General features: G+C 62.1%; 23 protein-coding genes. 11 read left to right on the top strand and 12 right to left on the bottom strand.

Annotated features, from left to right (window positions below; genetic code table 11):
* Nucleotides 1-12: 12 nt before the first annotated feature.
* Nucleotides 13-450, top strand: coding sequence for a hypothetical protein (locus AA098_RS06555; RefSeq protein ID WP_004575339.1), 438 nt, complete (start codon nucleotides 13-15; stop codon nucleotides 448-450).
* Nucleotides 447-851: an META domain-containing protein gene (locus AA098_RS06550; RefSeq protein ID WP_003252405.1), complete on the top strand. Its 405-nt coding sequence runs from the start codon at nucleotides 447-449 to the stop codon at nucleotides 849-851. Before AA098_RS06555 ends, AA098_RS06550 begins: the two co-directional genes overlap by 4 nt.
* A gap of 117 nt (nucleotides 852-968) precedes the next feature.
* Here the strand turns inward: AA098_RS06550 and AA098_RS06545 are convergent, their stop codons facing one another.
* Nucleotides 969-1,433: a peroxiredoxin family protein gene (locus tag AA098_RS06545; RefSeq protein WP_003252403.1), complete on the bottom strand. Its 465-nt coding sequence runs from the start codon at nucleotides 1,431-1,433 to the stop codon at nucleotides 969-971.
* An 85-nt stretch (nucleotides 1,434-1,518) separates the two neighbouring features.
* Here AA098_RS06545 and arsC point away from each other — a divergent pair, with 85 nt between their 5' ends.
* From arsC to AA098_RS06530, 3 genes are read left to right on the top strand one after another with little or no spacing between them, the layout of a single operon-like run.
* On the top strand, nucleotides 1,519-1,872 hold the full coding sequence (gene arsC, locus AA098_RS06540) for an arsenate reductase (glutaredoxin) (RefSeq protein WP_004575340.1): 354 nt from the start codon (nucleotides 1,519-1,521) through the stop codon (nucleotides 1,870-1,872).
* Nucleotides 1,869-2,474 carry an NAD(P)H:quinone oxidoreductase gene (gene wrbA / locus AA098_RS06535; protein ID WP_003252400.1) on the top strand — a complete coding sequence of 202 codons (606 nt, stop codon included), beginning with the start codon at nucleotides 1,869-1,871 and terminating at the stop codon, nucleotides 2,472-2,474. The genes arsC and wrbA overlap by 4 nt, the downstream gene beginning before the upstream one ends.
* Nucleotides 2,467-2,880 (top strand): DUF2069 domain-containing protein, encoded by a 414-nt coding sequence (locus tag AA098_RS06530; RefSeq protein ID WP_004575341.1) that lies wholly within the window; start codon nucleotides 2,467-2,469, stop codon nucleotides 2,878-2,880. The genes wrbA and AA098_RS06530 overlap by 8 nt, the downstream gene beginning before the upstream one ends.
* Nucleotides 2,881-2,983: 103 nt before the next feature.
* Here the strand turns inward: AA098_RS06530 and AA098_RS06525 are convergent, their stop codons facing one another.
* Nucleotides 2,984-3,655: a DNA-3-methyladenine glycosylase I gene (locus AA098_RS06525; RefSeq protein ID WP_060546098.1), complete on the bottom strand. Its 672-nt coding sequence runs from the start codon at nucleotides 3,653-3,655 to the stop codon at nucleotides 2,984-2,986.
* A 4-nt stretch (nucleotides 3,656-3,659) separates the two neighbouring features.
* On the bottom strand, nucleotides 3,660-4,484 hold the full coding sequence (ttcA, locus tag AA098_RS06520) for a tRNA 2-thiocytidine(32) synthetase TtcA (protein WP_003252387.1): 825 nt from the start codon (nucleotides 4,482-4,484) through the stop codon (nucleotides 3,660-3,662).
* Between the two features lie 263 nt (nucleotides 4,485-4,747).
* Here ttcA and AA098_RS06515 point away from each other — a divergent pair, with 263 nt between their 5' ends.
* Entirely contained in the window at nucleotides 4,748-5,347 is a 600-nt protein-coding gene (locus AA098_RS06515) for a Yip1 family protein (RefSeq protein WP_003252385.1), read from the top strand.
* Between the two features lie 131 nt (nucleotides 5,348-5,478).
* Complete coding sequence (locus AA098_RS06510; protein ID WP_003252383.1) at nucleotides 5,479-5,973, top strand: SprT family zinc-dependent metalloprotease; 495 nt, start codon at nucleotides 5,479-5,481, stop codon at nucleotides 5,971-5,973.
* A 185-nt stretch (nucleotides 5,974-6,158) separates the two neighbouring features.
* Here the strand turns inward: AA098_RS06510 and fpr are convergent, their stop codons facing one another.
* On the bottom strand, nucleotides 6,159-6,938 hold the full coding sequence (gene fpr, locus AA098_RS06505) for a ferredoxin-NADP reductase (protein WP_003252381.1): 780 nt from the start codon (nucleotides 6,936-6,938) through the stop codon (nucleotides 6,159-6,161).
* A 117-nt stretch (nucleotides 6,939-7,055) separates the two neighbouring features.
* Here fpr and finR point away from each other — a divergent pair, with 117 nt between their 5' ends.
* Nucleotides 7,056-7,982, top strand: coding sequence for a LysR family transcriptional regulator FinR (gene finR / locus AA098_RS06500; RefSeq protein ID WP_064613943.1), 927 nt, complete (start codon nucleotides 7,056-7,058; stop codon nucleotides 7,980-7,982).
* Here the strand turns inward: finR and AA098_RS06495 are convergent.
* The 3 genes from AA098_RS06495 to AA098_RS06485 form a co-directional block, all read right to left on the bottom strand.
* On the bottom strand, nucleotides 7,979-8,344 hold the full coding sequence (locus AA098_RS06495) for a diacylglycerol kinase (protein ID WP_004574843.1): 366 nt from the start codon (nucleotides 8,342-8,344) through the stop codon (nucleotides 7,979-7,981). The two genes, finR and AA098_RS06495, sit on opposite strands and share 4 nt — an antisense overlap.
* 73 nt (nucleotides 8,345-8,417) lie before the next feature.
* Nucleotides 8,418-9,068 carry a response regulator transcription factor ErdR gene (gene erdR / locus AA098_RS06490; protein WP_003252375.1) on the bottom strand — a complete coding sequence of 217 codons (651 nt, stop codon included), beginning with the start codon at nucleotides 9,066-9,068 and terminating at the stop codon, nucleotides 8,418-8,420.
* A 179-nt stretch (nucleotides 9,069-9,247) separates the two neighbouring features.
* Nucleotides 9,248-9,958: a tRNA-uridine aminocarboxypropyltransferase gene (locus AA098_RS06485; RefSeq protein ID WP_004574842.1), complete on the bottom strand. Its 711-nt coding sequence runs from the start codon at nucleotides 9,956-9,958 to the stop codon at nucleotides 9,248-9,250.
* Between the two features lie 216 nt (nucleotides 9,959-10,174).
* Here AA098_RS06485 and AA098_RS06480 point away from each other — a divergent pair, with 216 nt between their 5' ends.
* A complete protein-coding gene (locus AA098_RS06480) occupies nucleotides 10,175-10,594 on the top strand; it encodes a quorum-sensing-regulated virulence factor family protein (protein WP_003252372.1) in 420 nt (139 codons plus the stop codon).
* A gap of 14 nt (nucleotides 10,595-10,608) precedes the next feature.
* On the opposite strand, the gene AA098_RS06475 is transcribed toward AA098_RS06480, so the two are convergent.
* On the bottom strand, nucleotides 10,609-10,818 hold the full coding sequence (locus AA098_RS06475; protein WP_003252370.1) for a hypothetical protein: 210 nt from the start codon (nucleotides 10,816-10,818) through the stop codon (nucleotides 10,609-10,611).
* A gap of 160 nt (nucleotides 10,819-10,978) precedes the next feature.
* Here AA098_RS06475 and AA098_RS06470 point away from each other — a divergent pair, with 160 nt between their 5' ends.
* Nucleotides 10,979-12,097 carry an LOG family protein gene (locus AA098_RS06470; protein WP_064613942.1) on the top strand — a complete coding sequence of 373 codons (1,119 nt, stop codon included), beginning with the start codon at nucleotides 10,979-10,981 and terminating at the stop codon, nucleotides 12,095-12,097.
* A gap of 266 nt (nucleotides 12,098-12,363) precedes the next feature.
* Here AA098_RS06470 and recX read toward each other — a convergent pair whose 3' ends face one another.
* From recX to AA098_RS06450, 4 genes are all read right to left on the bottom strand, one after another.
* A complete protein-coding gene (recX, locus tag AA098_RS06465; RefSeq protein WP_003252366.1) occupies nucleotides 12,364-12,834 on the bottom strand; it encodes a recombination regulator RecX in 471 nt (156 codons plus the stop codon).
* 21 nt (nucleotides 12,835-12,855) lie between these two features.
* Nucleotides 12,856-13,923, bottom strand: a complete 1,068-nt coding sequence (recA, locus tag AA098_RS06460; protein ID WP_003252365.1) for a recombinase RecA — start codon at nucleotides 13,921-13,923, stop codon at nucleotides 12,856-12,858.
* A 103-nt stretch (nucleotides 13,924-14,026) separates the two neighbouring features.
* The gene (locus tag AA098_RS06455; protein WP_003252362.1) at nucleotides 14,027-14,509 is read right to left on the bottom strand and encodes a CinA family protein; all 483 of its coding nucleotides are present in this window, start codon (nucleotides 14,507-14,509) and stop codon (nucleotides 14,027-14,029) included.
* Between the two features lie 56 nt (nucleotides 14,510-14,565).
* Nucleotides 14,566-15,633: a hypothetical protein gene (locus AA098_RS06450; RefSeq protein ID WP_060546100.1), complete on the bottom strand. Its 1,068-nt coding sequence runs from the start codon at nucleotides 15,631-15,633 to the stop codon at nucleotides 14,566-14,568.
* A 184-nt stretch (nucleotides 15,634-15,817) separates the two neighbouring features.
* On the opposite strand from AA098_RS06450, the gene mutS reads away from it, so the two are divergent.
* Nucleotides 15,818-18,391: a DNA mismatch repair protein MutS gene (gene mutS, locus AA098_RS06445; protein WP_003252357.1), complete on the top strand. Its 2,574-nt coding sequence runs from the start codon at nucleotides 15,818-15,820 to the stop codon at nucleotides 18,389-18,391.
* Nucleotides 18,392-18,472: the final 81 nt, after the last annotated feature.

The raw sequence follows: 18,472 nt of genomic DNA, 5'->3' as shown, positions 1-18,472 counted from the left end.
TCTGGAGGACCCATGGTCGAACACGATTTTCGCTACACCCTTTTCAACCCGCAACACACCCTGATCGAGTGCCGCGCTTTGGTGCCGGGCCGCTACCAGGTCACGGGCAACGGCGGTTCGATGCAAAAAGGCGACAGCCTGCTGGTCACGCTCAAGGGCAGCAAGGATTTGTCCATGCGCCTGACTGTGGAAAGCGTGCGCCACCTGATCAACCCACGCGGCCAGTGGGTTGCCGTGGCGAGTGGCCCGGTATTCAACGAGCTGGAAATCCTCACCTGGCAGGTCGAGTGCGATCGCTGCGATGCGGTGCTGAGCTTCGAGTTCGCAGTAGACGCCAAGCTCGGCAAGGCAGCTCGTCAACCGGCTGCCAGCGCCCGTATCGCAGCGCTGGGCTGGGCCAGCCGTGGCGAAAAACACCTGTGCCCGCGTTGCCAGGAGAGCGCCGAGTGAAGAATCTGCTGACCGGCGTGCTGATTGCAACCGGCCTGCTCGGCTGCGCCACGGAACCTTCCCGGCTGCAGCAGGAACGCAGCTACGTGCTGGAGTGGATTGGCGAACGACCACTGATCGACTACAGCCACCTGACCTTGACCCTGGCCAGCGACGGCCGTGCCTATGGCAACGGCGGCTGCAACCACTGGTTTGCGCCTTACACGCTCGATGGCGAGCACCTGAGCTTCGGCAAAGTCGGCAAGACCCGCAAGCTGTGTGCACCCGCGCTGATGGAACAGGAAAAACGCTTCCTGCAGGCGCTGGAAACGGTAGAGCGTTGGGATGTGTCACCGGTGGAGCAGATGCGCTTCTGGCCGGCCGAAGGCAAGCCGCTGCGCTTCTGGCCTGAAGAAGGCTGAGGATTGCCTGGGCCGCTTTGCGGCCCTTCGCGGGCGCGCCCGCTCCCACAGTTTGTCGCGTCCCCCCTGTGGGAGCGGGCCTGCCCGCGAAGGGCCGCGAAAGCGGCCCCGAATGCATCAGGCGCCTTTCAGGGCCTTGATCTTGGCCTGCAACCCTTCAAGGGTCTGCTCGCCCATCAACTGCTCACGCACCTTGCCCTTGTCGTCGATGATGTAGGTCACCGGCAAGGCCTCGCTACGCGGCAGGTCATAGCGCTCGGCCGGGTCCTGGGCGAGCACGGTGAAACCGATACCCAGGGTTTCGGCAGCCTGCTTCAGGTCCTGCCCCTGCAAACCGTCGAAGTTCACCCCCACCACCTTGATGCCCTCAGCCGCCCATTGCTTGGCCGCCGCATTCAGTTCCGGGATTTCGGTACGGCACGGTCCGCACCATTCAGCCCAGTAGTTGAGCACCAGCCAGTGCCCTTCGATCTGTTCGGCCTTAACCGTATTACCGTGTTGGTCCACGCCGTAATCGGCACCGCAACCACCGAGCAACAGGCTCGCGGTGATGGCCAGTACTGCTGCCAGACGCCTTGCCATGGGTCAATCCTTCTCGAGTTTTAAAGCAAATTGGTCAGTCGCTGCGGTTAGAATAGCCGCCACACCCAGCTGGATGCGACCCGACATGACTGATCTCACGCTCTATCATAACCCGCGCTGCTCGAAATCCCGCGGCGCCCTGGAACTGCTCGAAGCCCGCGGCTTGGCCCCGACCATCGTGCGCTACCTGGAAACCCCGCCCGACGCGGTCACCCTCAAGGCCCTGCTCGGCAAGCTGGGCATCGCCCCGCGTCAATTGCTGCGCAGCGGCGAGGACGAATACAAAACGCTGAACCTGGCCGACCCGGCACTGACCGACGCGCAACTGATCGAGGCCATGGCCCAGCACCCCAAACTGATCGAGCGGCCGATCCTGGTTGCCGGTGACAAGGCCGTGGTCGGTCGCCCGCCGGAAAAGGTGCTGGAGATCCTGCCGTGAGCGCGCCCTACATCCTGGTGCTGTATTACAGCCGCCATGGCGCGACCAGCGAAATGGCCCGGCACATCGCCCGCGGTATCGAGCTGGCCGGCATGGAGGCACGCCTGCGTACGGTGCCAGCGATTTCCACCGAATGCGAAGCGGTGGCCCCGGATATTCCGGCCAGTGGCGCGCTGTACGCCACCCTTGACGACCTGCGCCACTGCGCTGGCCTGGTACTGGGCAGCCCGACCCGGTTCGGCAACATGGCAGCGCCACTCAAGTACTTCCTCGATGGCACCAGCAGCCTTTGGCTAGGCGGTGAGCTGGTCGGCAAACCGGCTGGCGTGTTCACCTCCACCGCCAGCCTGCACGGCGGCCAGGAAACCACCCTGCTGTCGATGATGCTGCCGCTGATGCACCACGGCATGCTGGTGATGGGCCTGCCCTACAGCGAGTCGGCACTGCTCGAGACCCGTGGCGGCGGCACGCCTTATGGCGCCAGCCACCACGCAGGCGCCGATGGCAAGCGCGAACTCGACCCGCACGAAATCGCCCTGTGCCGTGCCCTGGGCCAACGCCTGGCGACCACGGCCAAGGCCCTGGAGGCGGCGCGTGGCTAGAAAGCCCAAGGCATTGCCGCCGGTCCAATGGCTGGTACCCCGCCTGCGCCTGACGCGGGCATTGAGCCTGGCATGCTTCTTCGGCCTGATCGCCCTGCTGGTGGTGAACAACCTGTGGTTCGCCAACCTGCATGGGGCCCGGGTCGAGGTGATCCTGGCGATCGAACTGGTGCCGTTGCTGTTGCTGTTGCCCAGCATGCTGAAAGGCAGCGCCCGGGCGCATGCCTGGACCTGCTTCGTGGTGAATATCTATTTCATCAAGGGCGTGCTGGCAGCGTTCGACCCGTCGCGGGCGGTATTCGGCTGGCTTGAAGTGCTGGTGAGCCTGGGGCTGTTTATTGCCGGGCTACTGTACGTGCGCTGGAAGTTCCAGCATGAACGGCGCATGGCAGGCGAAGGCAGTTAGATTTTTCGCGGGCACGCCCACTCCCACAGGTACTGCACAGGCCTTAAGTGCGGTGCGATTCCTGTGGGAGCGGGCGTGCCCGCGAATGGGAGCAACACAAGACTCAATGGTTGACGGTATGCGCCAGCATCACCGACAACTGGCACAGCGGCCGCCCGCTCTCTGCATGCCACTGGTTGAACGCCTGCTGCACCAGAGCCAGGTCGCGCTGGCTGGTCGGCTGCTTGTCGATCACCTTCTGCGCAATCAACGCCGCTGCCATGTCATCGGTCGGGATGAACGTGTCCTTGCCGACCATGCGCAAGAACCGTGGTGCCGACAACCCGCCCAACTGGTTGCCGTGCTTGGCCAGGTACTTCCACAAGCCGACAATGTCGGTCACTGGCCAGTCGGCGATGAACGCACCAAAACTGCCATGCGCCTTGGCGATGTCCAGCACCATTTGCGCATTGCGCGGCACGCTCTTGAGCTTGCCCAGGTGGCGGATAATGCGCTCATCCTGCATCAACCGCTCCAGATGCTCGGCGCCCATCAGCACCACTTTCTCCGGGTCGAAGCCGAAGAACACCTGCTCGAACGCCGGCCACTTGGCATCCACCAGGCTGTGCTTGAGCCCCGCGCGGAACACGCGCAGGGCCAGTGTCGACAGGTAGCGGTCGTCACTGATGTTGCGCAGTTGCTCCGGCGTGCGCGGCTGCGGCAGGAAAGCCTCCAGCGCCTGGGCCGAACCAAAGCGGTTCAGGCAATACTCATGCAACCACGGGTAATCACGCATGGGCTCAGATGTTCAGCACGTCGAGGAAGCGCGGGGTAGCGCTTTCGTCAATCTTCAGGCTGGTAAAGTCAAACAGGTTCCGGTCGGCCAGCTGCGACGGTGCCACGTTCTGCAGGGCACGGAAGATGCTCTCGGTACGGCCCGGGTGCTTGCGTTCCCACTCCACCAGCATGTCCTTGACCACCTGGCGCTGCAGGTTTTCCTGCGAGCCGCACAGGTTGCACGGGATGATCGGGAATGCCTTCATGTCCGAGTAGGCCTGGATGTCCTTCTCGCTGCAGTAGGCCAGCGGGCGGATCACCACGTTGCGGCCATCGTCGGCGCGCAGCTTCGGCGGCATGCCCTTGAGCGCGCCGTTGAAGAACATGTTGAGGAAGAAGGTTTCGACGATGTCGTCGCGGTGGTGCCCCAGCGCCATCTTGGTAGCGCCGATTTCGTCGGCGAAGGTGTACAGGGTACCGCGGCGCAGGCGCGAACACAGCGAGCAAGTCGTCTTGCCTTCGGGTACCAGTTCCTTTACCACCGAGTAGGTATCCTTCTCGACGATGTGGTACTCGACCCCCAGTTCCTTGAGGTAAGCCGGCAATACGTGCTCAGGGAAGCCCGGCTGTTTCTGGTCCATGTTCACCGCAACGATCTCGAACGTGATCGGTGCCACCTTCTGCAGGTGCAACAGAACGTCGAGCATGGTGTAGCTGTCCTTGCCGCCGGACAGGCAGACCATGACCTTGTCGCCATCCTCGATCATGTTGTAGTCGGTGATGGCTTCGCCAGCGAGACGACGCAGGCGTTTTTGCAGTTTGTTCTGGTTGACCGAGAGGGTGCCCATAGCGCTTGGATCCGCGAGGTGTGACAAAAGCCGGCTATTTTACGCACAAACGCGACGCCGCTGTAGGCATTCCGATAAAGACTTCAATGTAATCAACAGCACGGCTTACAGCGCAATTTGCTCTAAAAAGCGCGGTTTATGTGGGTAACGGCTTCCTATACTGCGACATAAGGCCACATTACCGCTTGCATCGGTGTTAGGGCCTCGGGCCGCTTGCGCTCCATATTGGGGGGCGTTTGGCAACATTGAGAGGAGTGATCGGCATGATTCATCACGTTGTGGGGCTGTTTACCCATCCCGATCAGGAATGGCGGGAGATTCGTGGCGAAGAAGAAACCATCAGCCACATGTACCTGACACACACCCTGATCCTCGCGGCGATTCCTGCCGTTTCGGCGTTTATTGGCACTACCCAGGTGGGCTGGGTGATCGGTGACCGGCCAGCAGTGATGCTGACCATGGAAAGCGCAATCTGGATGAGCATCATGTCCTACCTGGCCATGCTCGCCGGGGTGGCGGTAATGGGCGCATTCATCCACTGGATGGCCCGGACCTACGATGCCAACCCGTCCATGGCGCAATGCATCGCTTTTGCCACCTACACCGCCACCCCCTTGTTCATCGGCGGCCTGGCGGCGCTTTACCCGCACCTGTGGCTGGGCATGCTGATCGGCACTGCCGCCATCTGCTACACGGTGTACCTGCTGTATGTCGGCTTGCCGACGTTCATGAACATACCGTCGGATGAAGGCTTCCTGTTCTCCAGCTCGGTGCTGGCAGTGGGCTTGGTGGTACTGGTGGCAATCATGGCCGCTACCGTGATTATCTGGGGACTGGGCGTGGGGCCCGTCTACACCAACTAGAACAGACCGAACCAACACTGGGGCATCAACCAGGGGCCGCCGCAAGGCGGCCTCTGGCTGTGCACTGACCGGTGACTCGGCAAGCCATCTGCGCTTGCGGCATAATGCCTGGTCAGGAGAACCGCCCCGCCATGCCCGAGCAGCTCAAACAACGCGTCGAAACCTGTTACCAGCAAGCCGAAGCCTTTTTCAAACGCCGCTTCCCGCGCCCCGAAGTCAGCTTCAAACTGCGCGGGCAAAAAGCCGGCGTCGCCCACCTGCACGAGAATCTGCTGCGCTTCAACCTGCAGCTCTACCGCGAAAACCAGGAAGACTTCCTGCGCCAGACCGTGGCCCATGAAGTGGCACACCTGGTTGCCCACCAACTGTTTGGCGACCGCATCCAGGCCCATGGTGAAGAGTGGCAGTTGATCATGCGCGGGGTGTATGAACTGCCGCCCAATCGTTGCCACAACTATGACGTGCAACGGCGCGCAGTGACCCGCTACATCTACCGCTGCCCGTGCCCGCAAAGCGACTTCCCGTTTACCGCGCAGCGGCACAAGCTGGTGCACCAAGGGCGGCGATACCTGTGCAAGCGGTGCCGGGAAATCTTGGTGTACAGCGGCGAGACGCGGGTCGAATAGATCGGGGGGCGCTTGCACCGGCCCTTTCGCGGGCAAGCCCGCTCCTACGGGTTTCGTGCAATTCCCAGGACGTGCGCTGCACCCGTAGGAGCGGGTTTACCCGCGAAAGGGCCGGAACAGGCAATGCACACATCCCAGGCATAAGAAAGGCGACCCGAGAGTCGCCTCCTGTACCCGCCTGCGCCTTACTTCTCGACGAAGGCACGCTCGATCAGGTAGTCACCCGGCTCGCGCATGCGCGGGGAGATCTTCAGGCCGAAGCTGTCCAGCACTTCGCTGGTCTCGTCGAGCATGCTCGGGCTGCCACAGATCATCGCGCGGTCGTCTTGCGGGTTGATCGGCGGCAGGCCGATGTCACTGAACAGCTTGCCGCTGCGCATCAGGTCGGTCAGACGGCCCTGGTTTTCGAACGGCTCGCGGGTCACGGTCGGGTAGTAGATCAGCTTGTCGCGAACCGACTCACCGAAGAACTCGTTCTGCGGCAGGTGCTCGGTGATGAACTCGCGGTAGGCCACTTCGTTCACGTAGCGCACGCCGTGCACCAGGATCACTTTTTCAAAGCGCTCGTAGGTTTCCGGGTCCTGGATGACGCTCATGAACGGCGCCAGGCCAGTACCGGTGCTCAGCAGGTACAGGTGCTTGCCAGGATTCAGGTCGTCGAGCACCAGGGTGCCGGTAGGCTTCTTGCTGATGATGATCTCATCGCCTTCCTTCAGGTGCTGCAGCTGCGAGGTCAGCGGGCCATCCGGCACCTTGATGCTGAAGAATTCGAGGTGCTCTTCCCAGTTTGGCGAAGCGATGGAGTAGGCACGCATGAGCGGACGGCCGTTGTCCTGCTGCAGGCCGATCATCACGAACTGACCGTTCTCGAAGCGCAGGCCCGGGTCGCGGGTGCACTTGAAGCTGAACAGGGTGTCGTTCCAGTGGTGCACACTGAGGACACGTTCGTGGTTCATGTTGCTCATCGATGGGGCTCCTGAAGAAAAACGCGCGCGCAAAGCGCACAGTTGCGCAATAGTTTAGGGGCAGCGACAATATCTGTTAACTGGATTATCAAGATATGTGTTATCGGTTATATCGATATGCGATTCACACTCCGTCAAATGCAAGTCTTCGTCGCCGTCGCCCAGCACCAAAGCGTCTCTCGGGCCGCCAGCCTGTTGGCGCTGTCGCAGTCGGCCGCCAGTACCTCTATCACGGAACTGGAGCGGCAATCGAGCTGCCAGCTGTTCGACCGTGCCGGCAAACGCCTGGCCCTCAATGGCCTGGGCCATCAATTGCTGCCACAAGCAGTAGCCCTGCTTGACCAGGCCAAGGAAATCGAAGACCTGCTCAACGGCAAATCCGGTTTCGGCTCACTGGCGGTCGGCGCCACCCTCACCATCGGCAACTACCTGGCCACCCTGCTGATCGGCAACTACATGCAGACACACCCGGAAAGCCAGGTAAAACTGCATGTTCAAAATACTGCGCATATCGTGCAACAGGTCGCGCACTACGAAATTGATCTGGGTCTAATCGAAGGTGACTGCAATCACCCCGACCTGGAAGTTCAGCCGTGGGTCGAGGACGAACTGGTGGTGTTCTGTGCGCCACAGCACCCACTGGCGAAACTGGGCCGCGCCGATATCGAAAGCCTTTCGCAGGAGGCGTGGATCCTGCGCGAACAAGGCTCAGGCACGCGCCTGACCTTCGACCAGGCCATGCGCCATCACCGCGCCAACCTTAATATTCGCCTGGAGCTGGAGCACACCGAAGCGATCAAGCGCGCGGTGGAGTCGGGCCTGGGCATCGGTTGCATTTCACGTCTGGCCCTGCGCGACGCCTTCCGCCGTGGCAGCCTGGTACCTGTGGAAACACCAGAGCTGGACCTGCTGCGCCAGTTCTACTTCATCTGGCACAAACAGAAGTACCAGACCTCGGCCATGCGTGAGTTTCTGGAGCTATGCCGCAGCTTCACTGCGGGCTTTACCCGCAGTGACGAGATCGTGCTGCCGCCGATCGCTTAAAGCAGGATCACTCCCCACACCAGCGCCACCATGGTCATTGCCACCAACTGTGCGGCGCTGCCCATGTCCTTGGCATTTTTCGACAGCGGGTGGCGCTCCAGCGAAATGCGATCAATGGCCGCCTCCACCGCCGAGTTGAACAGCTCGACGATCAGCCCCAACAGGCAAACGGCGATCATGATTGCCCGCTCGGCGCGGCTGACCGGCAGCCAGAAGGCGATCGGGATCAGCACCACGTTGAGCAGCACCAGCTGGCGGAATGCGGCTTCGCCCTTGAAGGCGGCACGCAGACCGTCCAGCGAGTAACCAGCGGCGTTGAAGATGCGTTTGAGGCCGGTCTGGCCCTTGAATGGCGATGTCATGTGAGTCACTTCACAGCAGAAAGGCCAGCAGACTAGACCGGCTCGGGTCAAAAAAGCGTGAAGCCATGCGCAGTCAGTTGCTGGCAACCGATTCAAGTTGTTGCAGCAGCAATGCAGCCTGTGTCCGGGTACGCACGCCCAGCTTGCGGAAGATCGCGGTCACGTGGGCCTTGATGGTCGCTTCCGACACGCTCAGCTCATAGGCGATCTGCTTGTTCAGCAAGCCTTCGCAGACCATGGTCAGTACGCGGAACTGCTGTGGCGTGAGGCTGGCCAAGCCTTCGCTGGCGGCCTTGGCCTCGGCCGAAACATCGACCTTTTCGAACGCCTGCGGCGGCCACCAGACCTCGCCATCAAGCACCTTGCGTACCGCATCCTGGATCACTTCCAGGGTGCTGGACTTGGGAATGAAACCACTGGCGCCAAACTCGCGGGACTTGACCACCACGGCGGCCTCTTCCTGTGCCGAAACCATCACCACGGGGATCTGCGGGTACTGCCCGCGGAGCAGCACCAGACCGGAAAAACCGTAGGCACCCGGCATGTTCAAGTCCAGCAGCACCAGGTCCCAGTCGGCTTTTTCGCTCAGGCGGGTTTCCAGTTCGGCAATGCTCGCGACTTCGACCAGACGCACATCGGGGCCAAGCCCGAGGGTAACGGCCTGGCGCAGGGCGCCACGGAACAGTGGGTGGTCATCGGCAATCAGGATTTCGTATGTGGCCATCGATCTAAGGATCCTGTTCTGTGCCAGGCACTCGAGTGGAAGGGAAGCGCCCGGCGGGGAATCGGCGCCAAGGATGCCGAGCACGGTCAAGGGAGATCAAGCCAATCGCCCTGCCGCCTCGCCCACCCTGGCTGCCAGCTCCGTCATTATGAACCAAAGCAGGGGTTGTGCCCCTTGGACTATAGGAAGGTATGCAAACGCTGGTGGGTGTCGTCCTGCTCGTCAAGCGGTAGCCGCCGTTTGCCGCTCAGGTAATGCAGGCTGAACACATCAAGGTAAGCATCCAGCGCCTGCGAAGCCTGGCTATCGCCAGCAAGGTCCAGGCACATGGCCGCAACTTCTGCCGTACAGAAATGATCATCGCGCTTGGAGCGCCGCAGGCGGTAGCGCGACATCTGCTCGGCTTGCAGGCTCAACACCGGGAAGCGGTCCAGGTACGGGCTTTTGCGGAACATCTTGCGCGCTTCGGTCCAGGTGGCATCCAGCAGGATGAACAGTGGACGCTTGCCCGGCTCGCGCACCACCTCGCTGACCACCCGCTCCTGGGCAACGAACTCGCCCGGGAAAACGATATAGGGCTGCCAGCGCGGGTCATCGAGCAAGGCCAGCAGGCGCTCGTCAACCGCAGTGCGCAACCAGCCGAAGGCCCAGGTGTCTTCAATCAGGTCGGCAATCAACCAGCCGGTGTTGGTGGGTTTCAGCGGCTCGGTGTCGTGCATCAGCAGGCACACACCTGCGTCGGCCTGCACCCTAGGCTTCCAGGCACACAGGCAATGGGTGGCGATGACCCGGCAATCCGGGCAACGCTCGGCACGCGAGCCACGGGCGATGAAAGGCTTGTTGCTGCGGGCCAGGCGTTCGGCGCGCAGACGCGCTACCGCATGGCTCATGCCGGCAGGCCTCTGGACAGATTGGAAATGGGCACAAGGATGACTCGGAGAAAACAAGGCGGCCAGTCTACCAGAACAGGTGGCAATTGCTGTGCAGCCGGCAATGCGCTCCTTATAATCGGGTTTCTACCGTGCCGGTCCTCGCCACGCGCAATTTTACGGAACGCCGTTGACCCGCGCATGTCAAAGCGCCAGTCATCGAACCAGGAGAGATTCATGCTGCGCCTTATCGCCCCCGCCCTGAGCCTGCTGCTGGCCCTGCCTCTGGCAGCCCAGGCGGCATCCAAGCAGGATTACGACCTGAACACCCTGCTGCAGAAGGTCGCCAAAGAGAGCAGCGTCGGCACCCCACGCGCAATCAACGAGGACATCCTCGATCAGGGTTACACCGTTGAAGGCAAGGCGCTGGTCAACCACCTGAGCGTACGCCAGAGCCACGCAGCGCGCATGCAGGCCAACCCTGAGCAGGTGCGTAGCCAGCTCGGCGACAGCGTGTGCCGCAACAACGGCTTCCGCAACCTGATGTCCAAGGGCGCCGTCATGGTCTACCGCTTTACGGTCTACAAGACCAACCAGCCAGTCATGGACCAAGCCTTCGACAACGCCAGCTGCGTGGCCGGCAACAAGAAGAAGTAAGCACAGCGTTAACGCTACACCTTCTCGTCCTCATGAGCGCGCCAGCGCCCTTCAACGGCATCGGCGCGCATCTCCGCCAACAGCGCCTGCAAGTATCGCGACCGACACTCCAGCCCCGACAGCCTGCGGCGGCACTCGGCTTCAAGGCTCAGGTGATGCACCTGGGCCGCGTTCTCCAGCTGCTGGTAGAGCTGCCAGTCCACTTCGATGACCAAGCGATGCATACCGCCACCTCCTGCATCGACACGTTTCACTCTACCAGTTAACCAAACCCGTGCTGCCGATGGCCGCAGGCCGACAGGCGGCTGCGCCGAACACCTCGGCACGATCGGGCGCAAGGGTCTAGATTGAGGTCAGAGGTATTGGTGCAGAAGGAGACGTCGCATGCCTTACCATTCGAATGAACTGCTGTTCAGCCATTTCCGCGACAATAATATCGACCTGAGCAATATCGAAGCACAACTGCAACTGGTTGCCCCCAACAGCCCTAACCTGCCGCTCTACCGCGACATGATGCTGACCATCCTGCGCATGGCCCATGACGACAGCGACCGCTGGAGCGCCAAGATCACCCTGCAGGCCCTGCGCGAACTGGACCAGTCGTTCCGCACCCTGCAGCGCTACAAGGGCCGACGCAAAGTGACCGTGTTCGGCTCGGCACGCACCCCGCTCGAGCATCCGATGTACGCGCTGGCCCGCGAGCTAGGTGCCACTCTGGCGCGCTCCGACCTGATGGTTATCACCGGCGCCGGCGGCGGCATCATGGCGGCCGCCCACGAAGGCGCCGGCAGCGAGCACAGCCTGGGTTTCAACATCACCTTACCCTTCGAACAACATGCCAACCCGACGGTGAACGGTACCGACAAACTACTGCCGTTCCACTTTTTCTTCATCCGCAAGCTGTTCTTCGTCAAGGAGGCCGATGGCCTGGTGCTGTGCCCTGGCGGCTTCGGCACCCTGGATGAAGCGCTGGAAGTGCTGACCCTGATCCAGACCGGCAAAAGCCCACTGGTGCCGGTGGTGCTGCTGGACTCACCGGGTGGCAGCTTCTGGCGTGACTGCCTGGACTTCATCAGCCGCCAGTTGGAAGAAAACCGCTACATCCTGCCCAGCGACCTGAAGCTGGTGCGCCTGGTACACAGCGCTGACGAAGCGGTTGAGGAAATCAACCAGTTCTACAGCAACTACCACTCCAGCCGCTGGCTGAAGAGCCAGTTCGTGATCCGCATGCACCATGCGCTCAGCGAAGCGGCGTTGTATGACATTCAGGAAGGGTTTGCCGATTTGCGCCTGAGTGGCAAATATCACCAGCAAGCGGATAGCAGTGCCGAGCACGAAGTTGGCAATTACAGCCATCTGACCCGCCTTTCATTCGCCTTCAACGGCCGAGATCAGGGCCGCTTGCGTGAGCTGGTGGATTTCATCAACCTGTCGGAGAACTGGGCCAAGCCGCAACCCATGCATACCACGCAGAGGGCCAGGCAGGCGCTGAAAGTGAGTTGAGGCTTCGCTGTAACAGCTCGCGTGATACCTGCAGGAGCAACCTCAGGCTGCTCCTGCACCGGATTGGTTGTTGGACGCAGACCGTCGTAGGAGCGGGTTTACCCGCGAAAGGGCCGGACCTGCTGCCCAATCTCCCCGGCCATTCGCCGCCGCAGCCGCCACCGTATTCGCGGGTGAACCCGCGCCTACAATGGAATGGAGACAGCCTGGGGCATTTGGCAAAACAGATTATCCGCGACGTGCACGTGCCACTGTGGTTTCGAGCGTCAATAATCGTCGAGATCACGCCCGCTGAGCAGACGACCGATCATGTCCATGGGGAACCCACGGTAAGCCAGGAACCGGGTCTGCTGGGCGCGGCTACGCGGATCTTGCGGGCGCTGCCCGGCAAACTTGCGCTGCCACACATCTCGCATACGCTCGCCCCAATTCACCTCGCTTTCACGCAGGGCCTGGTCGATATCTGCACGCGCCAAACCACGCTGACACAGCTCTTCGCGAATACGCGCAGGGCCATAGCCAGAGCCGGAACGATAACGAATGAAACTCTCGAGGTAGCGGGCTTCACTAAGCAGCCCTTCTTCGGCGAGCCGATCGAGTTCAGGCTCGATCAACTCGTCCGAAGCGCCGCGCTGACGCAACTTGCGCGTCAGCTCGACTCGACCGTGCTCACGTCGTGCAAGCAGGTCCATGGCTGTCCGCCGGATGGCGACGGGGGTGTCGAGTACGGCAGACATATTTGGCTATCTACTGCGCAATCAATAACCGGCGTCAGCGTCGGCCATGTCATCGGCATCAGCTTCGGCAGCCGCAGCTTTGCCGGCTTCAGCAGCAGCACCCGCTTTCAGCAACTTCTCACGAATCTGCTTCTCGATCTCGGCACCAATAGCCGGGTTCTCAGCCAGGTACTTGGCAGCGTTGGCTTTGCCTTGACCGATCTTGTTGCCTTGGTAGGCGTACCAGGCACCGGACTTCTCGACCAAGCCCTGAGATACCCCCAGATCAATGATCTCGCCGTTACGGTAGATACCTTTCCCGTAAAGAATCTGGAACTCAGCCTGACGGAACGGAGGCGAGACCTTGTTCTTGACGATCTTGACGCGGGTTTCGCTGCCGACCACTTCGTCGCCTTCCTTGACCGCGCCGGTACGGCGGATGTCCAGACGGACCGAAGCATAGAACTTCAGGGCGTTACCACCGGTAGTGGTTTCCGGGCTGCCGAACATCACACCGATCTTCATACGGATCTGGTTGATGAAGATGACCAGGCAGTTCGCGTTCTTGATGTTACCGGTGATCTTGCGCAGCGCCTGGGACATCAGCCGGGCCTGCAGGCCCACATGCATGTCACCCATCTCGCCTTCGATCTCGGCCTTCGGTACCAGCGCGGCAACGGAGTCGACAATGATCACGTCGACCGCGTTGGAACGCACCAGCATGTCGGTGATTTCAAGGGCCTGCTCACCGGTGTCCGGCTGCGAAACCAGCAGGTCATCGACGTTGACGCCCAGCTTGCCGGCGTACTCAGGGTCAAGGGCATGTTCGGCGTCGACGAAGGCGCAGGTAGCACCGTTCTTCTGCGCTTCAGCGATGACAGACAGGGTCAGCGTGGTCTTACCCGACGATTCCGGGCCGTAGATCTCGACGATACGGCCTTTTGGCAGACCGCCGATGCCCAGGGCGATATCCAGGCCCAGCGAGCCGGTGGAGATGGCCGGAATGCCTTGACGCTCATGGTCACCCATGCGCATGACCGCGCCTTTACCGAATTGGCGTTCGATCTGACCCAGGGCCGCAGCCAAGGCGCGCTTCTTGTTGTCGTCCATTGAAATCCTCACGTGTTCGACTTGGCCCTGACGGCCGGAATACCTGTATAAGTAGCCAGTATTATTCCACAGGCAGACGCCCGCGCAAACCCCTGTCGTCGATTTACTCGGCACCAAGCTGTAACAAGCCGTCTAACGCGGCGATCACCGTCTGTCGGCGCACCGCCTCGCGGTCACCGTCGAACTGCCGACGCTCGCTGAACACCCGGCTACCGTCACCCCAGGCCAGCCACACAGTGCCCACTGGTTTGGCTGGCGAGCCGCCGTCCGGCCCGGCCACACCACTCACCGCCACGGCAAACCGTGCGCCACTGGCAGCCTGAGCCCCACGGACCATGGCTTCGACCACTTCCTGGCTGACTGCCCCCACCTGACCGAACAACGCTTCAGGCACCCCCAACTGGCGGGTTTTCTGGGCATTGGAATAGGTGACGTAACCGGCTTCGAACCAGGCCGAGCTGCCAGGTATGCGGGTGATGGCTTCGGCAATGCCACCACCGGTGCATGATTCGGCGGTAGTTACCTGCGCATTGAATCGGCGCAGGTGCTCACCCAGGCGGGTGGCGAGCGTGGTGATCGGGTCCATGCAGGGTGCTCCTTGAGGGCGGCTCTCTACCCTACCACCCTGCTTCGGGCTCTGGCTCAGGAAACTTTCAGGCTGGCCCGGGCGATTTCGCTGAACGCCAGTTCGTCACGCTGCCCCAGCCGCGGCAGCCCGTCAGGCCACTCCCGGCTCCAGTCAAAGCCGCCCAGCGTGCGCATGTCCTCGATTGCCGAACGCCACCAGACCACCTTGCACGCGCGCTGGTAGTCATCACCACTCATCACACTGCCGTAGAGCAACTTGCGGCCGATGCCACGCAGTTCCCGGGGTACATGCTTGAGGCTCCATTTCACCGAGAGCCGAGCCAACCACGAGGGCACCGGGCGATGTGCCGGCACCTTCAGGGCCAGAGCTGGCATCTTCGAATGAAAATGCTCGCCATGCCGGGCAAAGAAGATTTCTAGAATGGCATGCACGTACTGCTTCATCGCAAAGTAATGGCTGATCACGCCGCGCGCCTCGTTGATCGGCGCGCCATGCAATTCGAAGGAAAAGGCGATCTGCTCGATCGTATGCAAGTCACGGGCATACGGCGTCCAGTCGTCAATCCGGACGATGGCGCGCTCGGCGATGCCAACGTTGTCGCGGGTAAAGCCCATGACACCGCTGTTACACAGCCGCAAGTCATCGACCGGTGCTTCGCCCGACTCCGCAAGCCCCTCGACGAAGCTGCGGTAATAGCTGCTGCGCGAGGCCTCGGCCCAGCTCATTTCCACCTCGTCGACCAAGAATTGCCCGGTATCGACCTGGCTGAACAGCTTTTGCGGCGACTGCAGAAATACCGTATCGGTATCGATGAACACGGTCTTGTCCGCCCACTGCCCGGCCTGGGCAATGGCGCAGGCCTTGCGCCGATGGGTGTAGCCGCCGTCGCCGGCCCAGGCCTGCAAGGTCTGCTCGTCCAGTGTGATCACTTCCACCGGCCAGCCGGCAAAGGCCTGTGGCTGGTCGGTAAGCACGCGGATCACCGGCAACTCAGCCGGCTTGCAACGAGCCAGGGCGGTAAGGATGCTGAGTTTTGCCTCCAGCTGATAGATCCGGCACTTGCCATAAAGGAGGTAGATCAGCTGTTGCGTTACATAAGGGACAGGGCTGGACACATTCATCTTGCAGATCAGGGCTAGGGGCATTCGTCGAGGGGCGCGCATTCTAGAGGGTTACGCGGTGCAGCTCCACCATTGCCCGCCAGACTGCGCGCATGCCCCAAAGCACGTGCCTGCATCGCAACGAAAAAGCCTGTACCATTACGGGTTTACCATCGCCAACCAGATCCCCCCTGTAAGGCCCTGAATGTCAGATCTTTCCGCACACACACCGATGATGCAGCAGTACTGGAAGCTGAAAAACCAGCACCCGGACCAGCTGATGTTCTACCGCATGGGCGACTTCTACGAGATCTTCTACGAAGATGCGAAAAAGGCCGCGAAACTGCTGGATATCACCCTGACCGCCCGCGGTCAGTCGGCCGGCCAGTCCATCCCCATGTGCGGGATTCCGTTCCATTCGCTGGAGGGCTACCTGGCCAAGCTGGTCAAGCTCGGCGAGTCGGTGGTGATCTGTGAGCAGATCGGCGACCCCGCCACCAGCAAGGGCCCGGTGGAGCGCCAGGTGGTGCGCATCATCACCCCCGGCACGGTCAGCGACGAGGCACTGCTCGACGAGCGCCGCGACAACCTGATTGCCGCACTGCTCGGTGACGAGCGCCTGTTCGGCCTGGCGGTACTGGACATCACCAGCGGCAATTTCAGCGTGCAAGAAATCAAGGGCTGGGAAAACCTGCTGGCCGAACTCGAGCGCCTGAACCCGGTCGAGCTGTTGATCCCCGACGACTGGCCACGGGACCTGCCTGCGGAAAAACGCCCAGGCGCCCGCCGCCGCGCCCCCTGGGACTTCGACCGCGACTCGGCACGCAAGGCCCTGTGCCAACAGTTCGCGACCAAGGACCTCAAGGGCTTCGGCTGCGACAAGCTGACCCTGGCCATCGGTGCCGCCGGCTGCCTGCTGACCTACGCCAAGGAAACCCAGCGCACCGCGCTGCCGCACCTGCGCAGCCTGCGCCACGAGCGCCTGGACGATACGGTCATCCTCGATGGGGCCAGCCGCCGCAATCTGGAGCTGGACATCAACCTGGCCGGCGGGCGCGACAACACCCTGCAATCGGTGATCGACCGCTGCCAGACCGCCATGGCCAGCCGCCTGCTGAGCCGCTGGCTGAACCGCCCACTGCGCGACCTCAAGGTGCTGCAAGCACGCCAGGACTCGATCCGCTGCCTGCTCGACAGCTACCGCTTCGAGAAGCTGCAGCCGCAGCTGAAGGAGATTGGCGATATCGAGCGGATCCTCGCCCGTATTGGCCTGCGCAATGCCCGCCCGCGCGACCTGGCACGCCTGCGCGATGCACTGGGTGCGTTGCCAGAGCTGCAGAACGCCATGACCGAGCTCGAAGCGCCGCACCTGGCGCGTCTGGCGGCCATTACCGGTACCTATCCGGAACTGGCCAGCCTGTTGGAGCGGGCGATCATCGATAACCCGCCGGCGGTGATCCGCGACGGCGGTGTACTGAAAGCCGGCTATGACAACGAACTGGACGAGCTGCTGGCAATCAGCGAGAACGCCGGTCAGTTCCTGATCGACCTGGAAACCCGGGAAAAGGCCCGCACCGGCCTTGCCAACCTCAAGGTCGGCTACAACCGCGTGCACGGCTACTTCATCGAACTGCCGACCAAGCAGGCCGAGCAGGCCCCGGGCGACTACATCCGCCGCCAGACCCTCAAAGGCGCCGAGCGCTTCATCACCCCGGAGCTCAAGGCGTTCGAGGACAAGGCATTGTCGGCCAAGAGCCGCGCCCTGGCCCGCGAGAAGATGCTCTACGACGCGCTGCTGGAAACCCTGATCAGCCACCTGGCACCGCTGCAGGACAGCGCCGCCGCCCTGGCCGAACTGGATGTGCTCAGCAACTTGGCCGAGCGCGCACTGAACCTCGACCTGAGCTGCCCACGCTTTGTCGACGAGCCTTGCCTGCGCATCGAGCAGGGCCGCCACCCGGTGGTGGAACAGGTACTGACCACGCCGTTCGTGGCCAACGACCTGGGCCTGGACAACAGTACGCGCATGCTGATCATCACCGGCCCTAACATGGGCGGTAAATCGACCTACATGCGCCAGACTGCGCTTATCGTGCTCCTGGCCCACATCGGTAGCTTCGTGCCGGCAGCCAGCTGCGAGCTGTCGCTGGTCGACCGCATCTTCACCCGCATCGGCTCCAGTGACGACCTGGCCGGCGGGCGCTCGACCTTCATGGTGGAGATGAGCGAGACCGCCAACATCCTGCACAACGCCACCGACCGCAGCCTGGTGCTGATGGACGAAGTGGGCCGCGGTACCAGCACCTTCGATGGCCTGTCGCTGGCCTGGGCCGCCGCCGAGCGCCTGGCCCAGCTGCGTGCCTACACACTGTTCGCCACCCACTACTTCGAACTGACCGTGCTGCCGGAGAGCGAGCCGCTGGTGGCCAACGTGCACCTGAACGCCACCGAGCACAATGAACGCATCGTGTTCCTGCACCACGTGCTACCCGGCCCTGCCAGCCAAAGCTACGGCCTGGCCGTTGCACAGCTGGCCGGCGTACCGACGGCAGTGATCCAGCGTGCTCGCGAACACCTTGGCCGGCTGGAAACCACCAGCCTGCCCCATGAGCAGCCTGCGGCCCACAAGGCCAAGGACGCGCCACAAGTGCCACACCAGAGCGACTTGTTTGCCAGCCTCCCTCATCCAGCCATCGAGAAGCTGGGCAAGCTGCAGCTGGACGACATGACCCCGCGTCAAGCTATCGAAATGCTATATCAACTAAAGAACCTGTTATAACGGCGCCCATTACAAGCTGGTAGAATCCGCCGCGGTTTGCTGGTGCTGCAGGTTATTAGCCTGGCCTGCAGCCACATACCC

The sequence above is a fragment of the Pseudomonas sp. JY-Q genome, assembly GCF_001655295.1.
Classification (GTDB): domain Bacteria; phylum Pseudomonadota; class Gammaproteobacteria; order Pseudomonadales; family Pseudomonadaceae; genus Aquipseudomonas; species Aquipseudomonas alloputida.
This window is presented reverse-complemented; position numbering and strand designations above follow the sequence as displayed.

Excerpts from the sequence above, each read along its gene's own strand:
- AA098_RS06485 (WP_004574842.1), bottom strand. The coding sequence starts at position 9,958 with ATGAGCCATGCGGTAGCGCGTCTGCGCGCCGAACGCCTGGCCCGCAGC.
- AA098_RS06475 (WP_003252370.1), bottom strand. The coding sequence starts at position 10,818 with ATGCATCGCTTGGTCATCGAAGTGGACTGGCAGCTCTACCAGCAGCTG.
- AA098_RS06455 (WP_003252362.1), bottom strand. The coding sequence starts at position 14,509 with ATGGACCCGATCACCACGCTCGCCACCCGCCTGGGTGAGCACCTGCGC.
- AA098_RS06555 (WP_004575339.1), top strand. The coding sequence starts at position 13 with ATGGTCGAACACGATTTTCGCTACACCCTTTTCAACCCGCAACACACC.
- recA (WP_003252365.1), bottom strand. The coding sequence starts at position 13,923 with ATGGACGACAACAAGAAGCGCGCCTTGGCTGCGGCCCTGGGTCAGATC.
- AA098_RS06510 (WP_003252383.1), top strand. The coding sequence starts at position 5,479 with ATGCCCGAGCAGCTCAAACAACGCGTCGAAACCTGTTACCAGCAAGCC.
- AA098_RS06545 (WP_003252403.1), bottom strand. The coding sequence starts at position 1,433 with ATGGCAAGGCGTCTGGCAGCAGTACTGGCCATCACCGCGAGCCTGTTG.
- mutS (WP_003252357.1), top strand. The coding sequence starts at position 15,818 with ATGTCAGATCTTTCCGCACACACACCGATGATGCAGCAGTACTGGAAG.
- recX (WP_003252366.1), bottom strand. The coding sequence starts at position 12,834 with ATGTCTGCCGTACTCGACACCCCCGTCGCCATCCGGCGGACAGCCATG.
- AA098_RS06450 (WP_060546100.1), bottom strand. The coding sequence starts at position 15,633 with ATGAATGTGTCCAGCCCTGTCCCTTATGTAACGCAACAGCTGATCTAC.
- AA098_RS06525 (WP_060546098.1), bottom strand. The coding sequence starts at position 3,655 with ATGCGTGATTACCCGTGGTTGCATGAGTATTGCCTGAACCGCTTTGGT.
- finR (WP_064613943.1), top strand. The coding sequence starts at position 7,056 with ATGCGATTCACACTCCGTCAAATGCAAGTCTTCGTCGCCGTCGCCCAG.
- AA098_RS06480 (WP_003252372.1), top strand. The coding sequence starts at position 10,175 with ATGCTGCGCCTTATCGCCCCCGCCCTGAGCCTGCTGCTGGCCCTGCCT.
- AA098_RS06495 (WP_004574843.1), bottom strand. The coding sequence starts at position 8,344 with ATGACATCGCCATTCAAGGGCCAGACCGGCCTCAAACGCATCTTCAAC.
- AA098_RS06470 (WP_064613942.1), top strand. The coding sequence starts at position 10,979 with ATGCCTTACCATTCGAATGAACTGCTGTTCAGCCATTTCCGCGACAAT.
- erdR (WP_003252375.1), bottom strand. The coding sequence starts at position 9,068 with ATGGCCACATACGAAATCCTGATTGCCGATGACCACCCACTGTTCCGT.
- arsC (WP_004575340.1), top strand. The coding sequence starts at position 1,519 with ATGACTGATCTCACGCTCTATCATAACCCGCGCTGCTCGAAATCCCGC.
- fpr (WP_003252381.1), bottom strand. The coding sequence starts at position 6,938 with ATGAGCAACATGAACCACGAACGTGTCCTCAGTGTGCACCACTGGAAC.
- ttcA (WP_003252387.1), bottom strand. The coding sequence starts at position 4,484 with ATGGGCACCCTCTCGGTCAACCAGAACAAACTGCAAAAACGCCTGCGT.
- AA098_RS06515 (WP_003252385.1), top strand. The coding sequence starts at position 4,748 with ATGATTCATCACGTTGTGGGGCTGTTTACCCATCCCGATCAGGAATGG.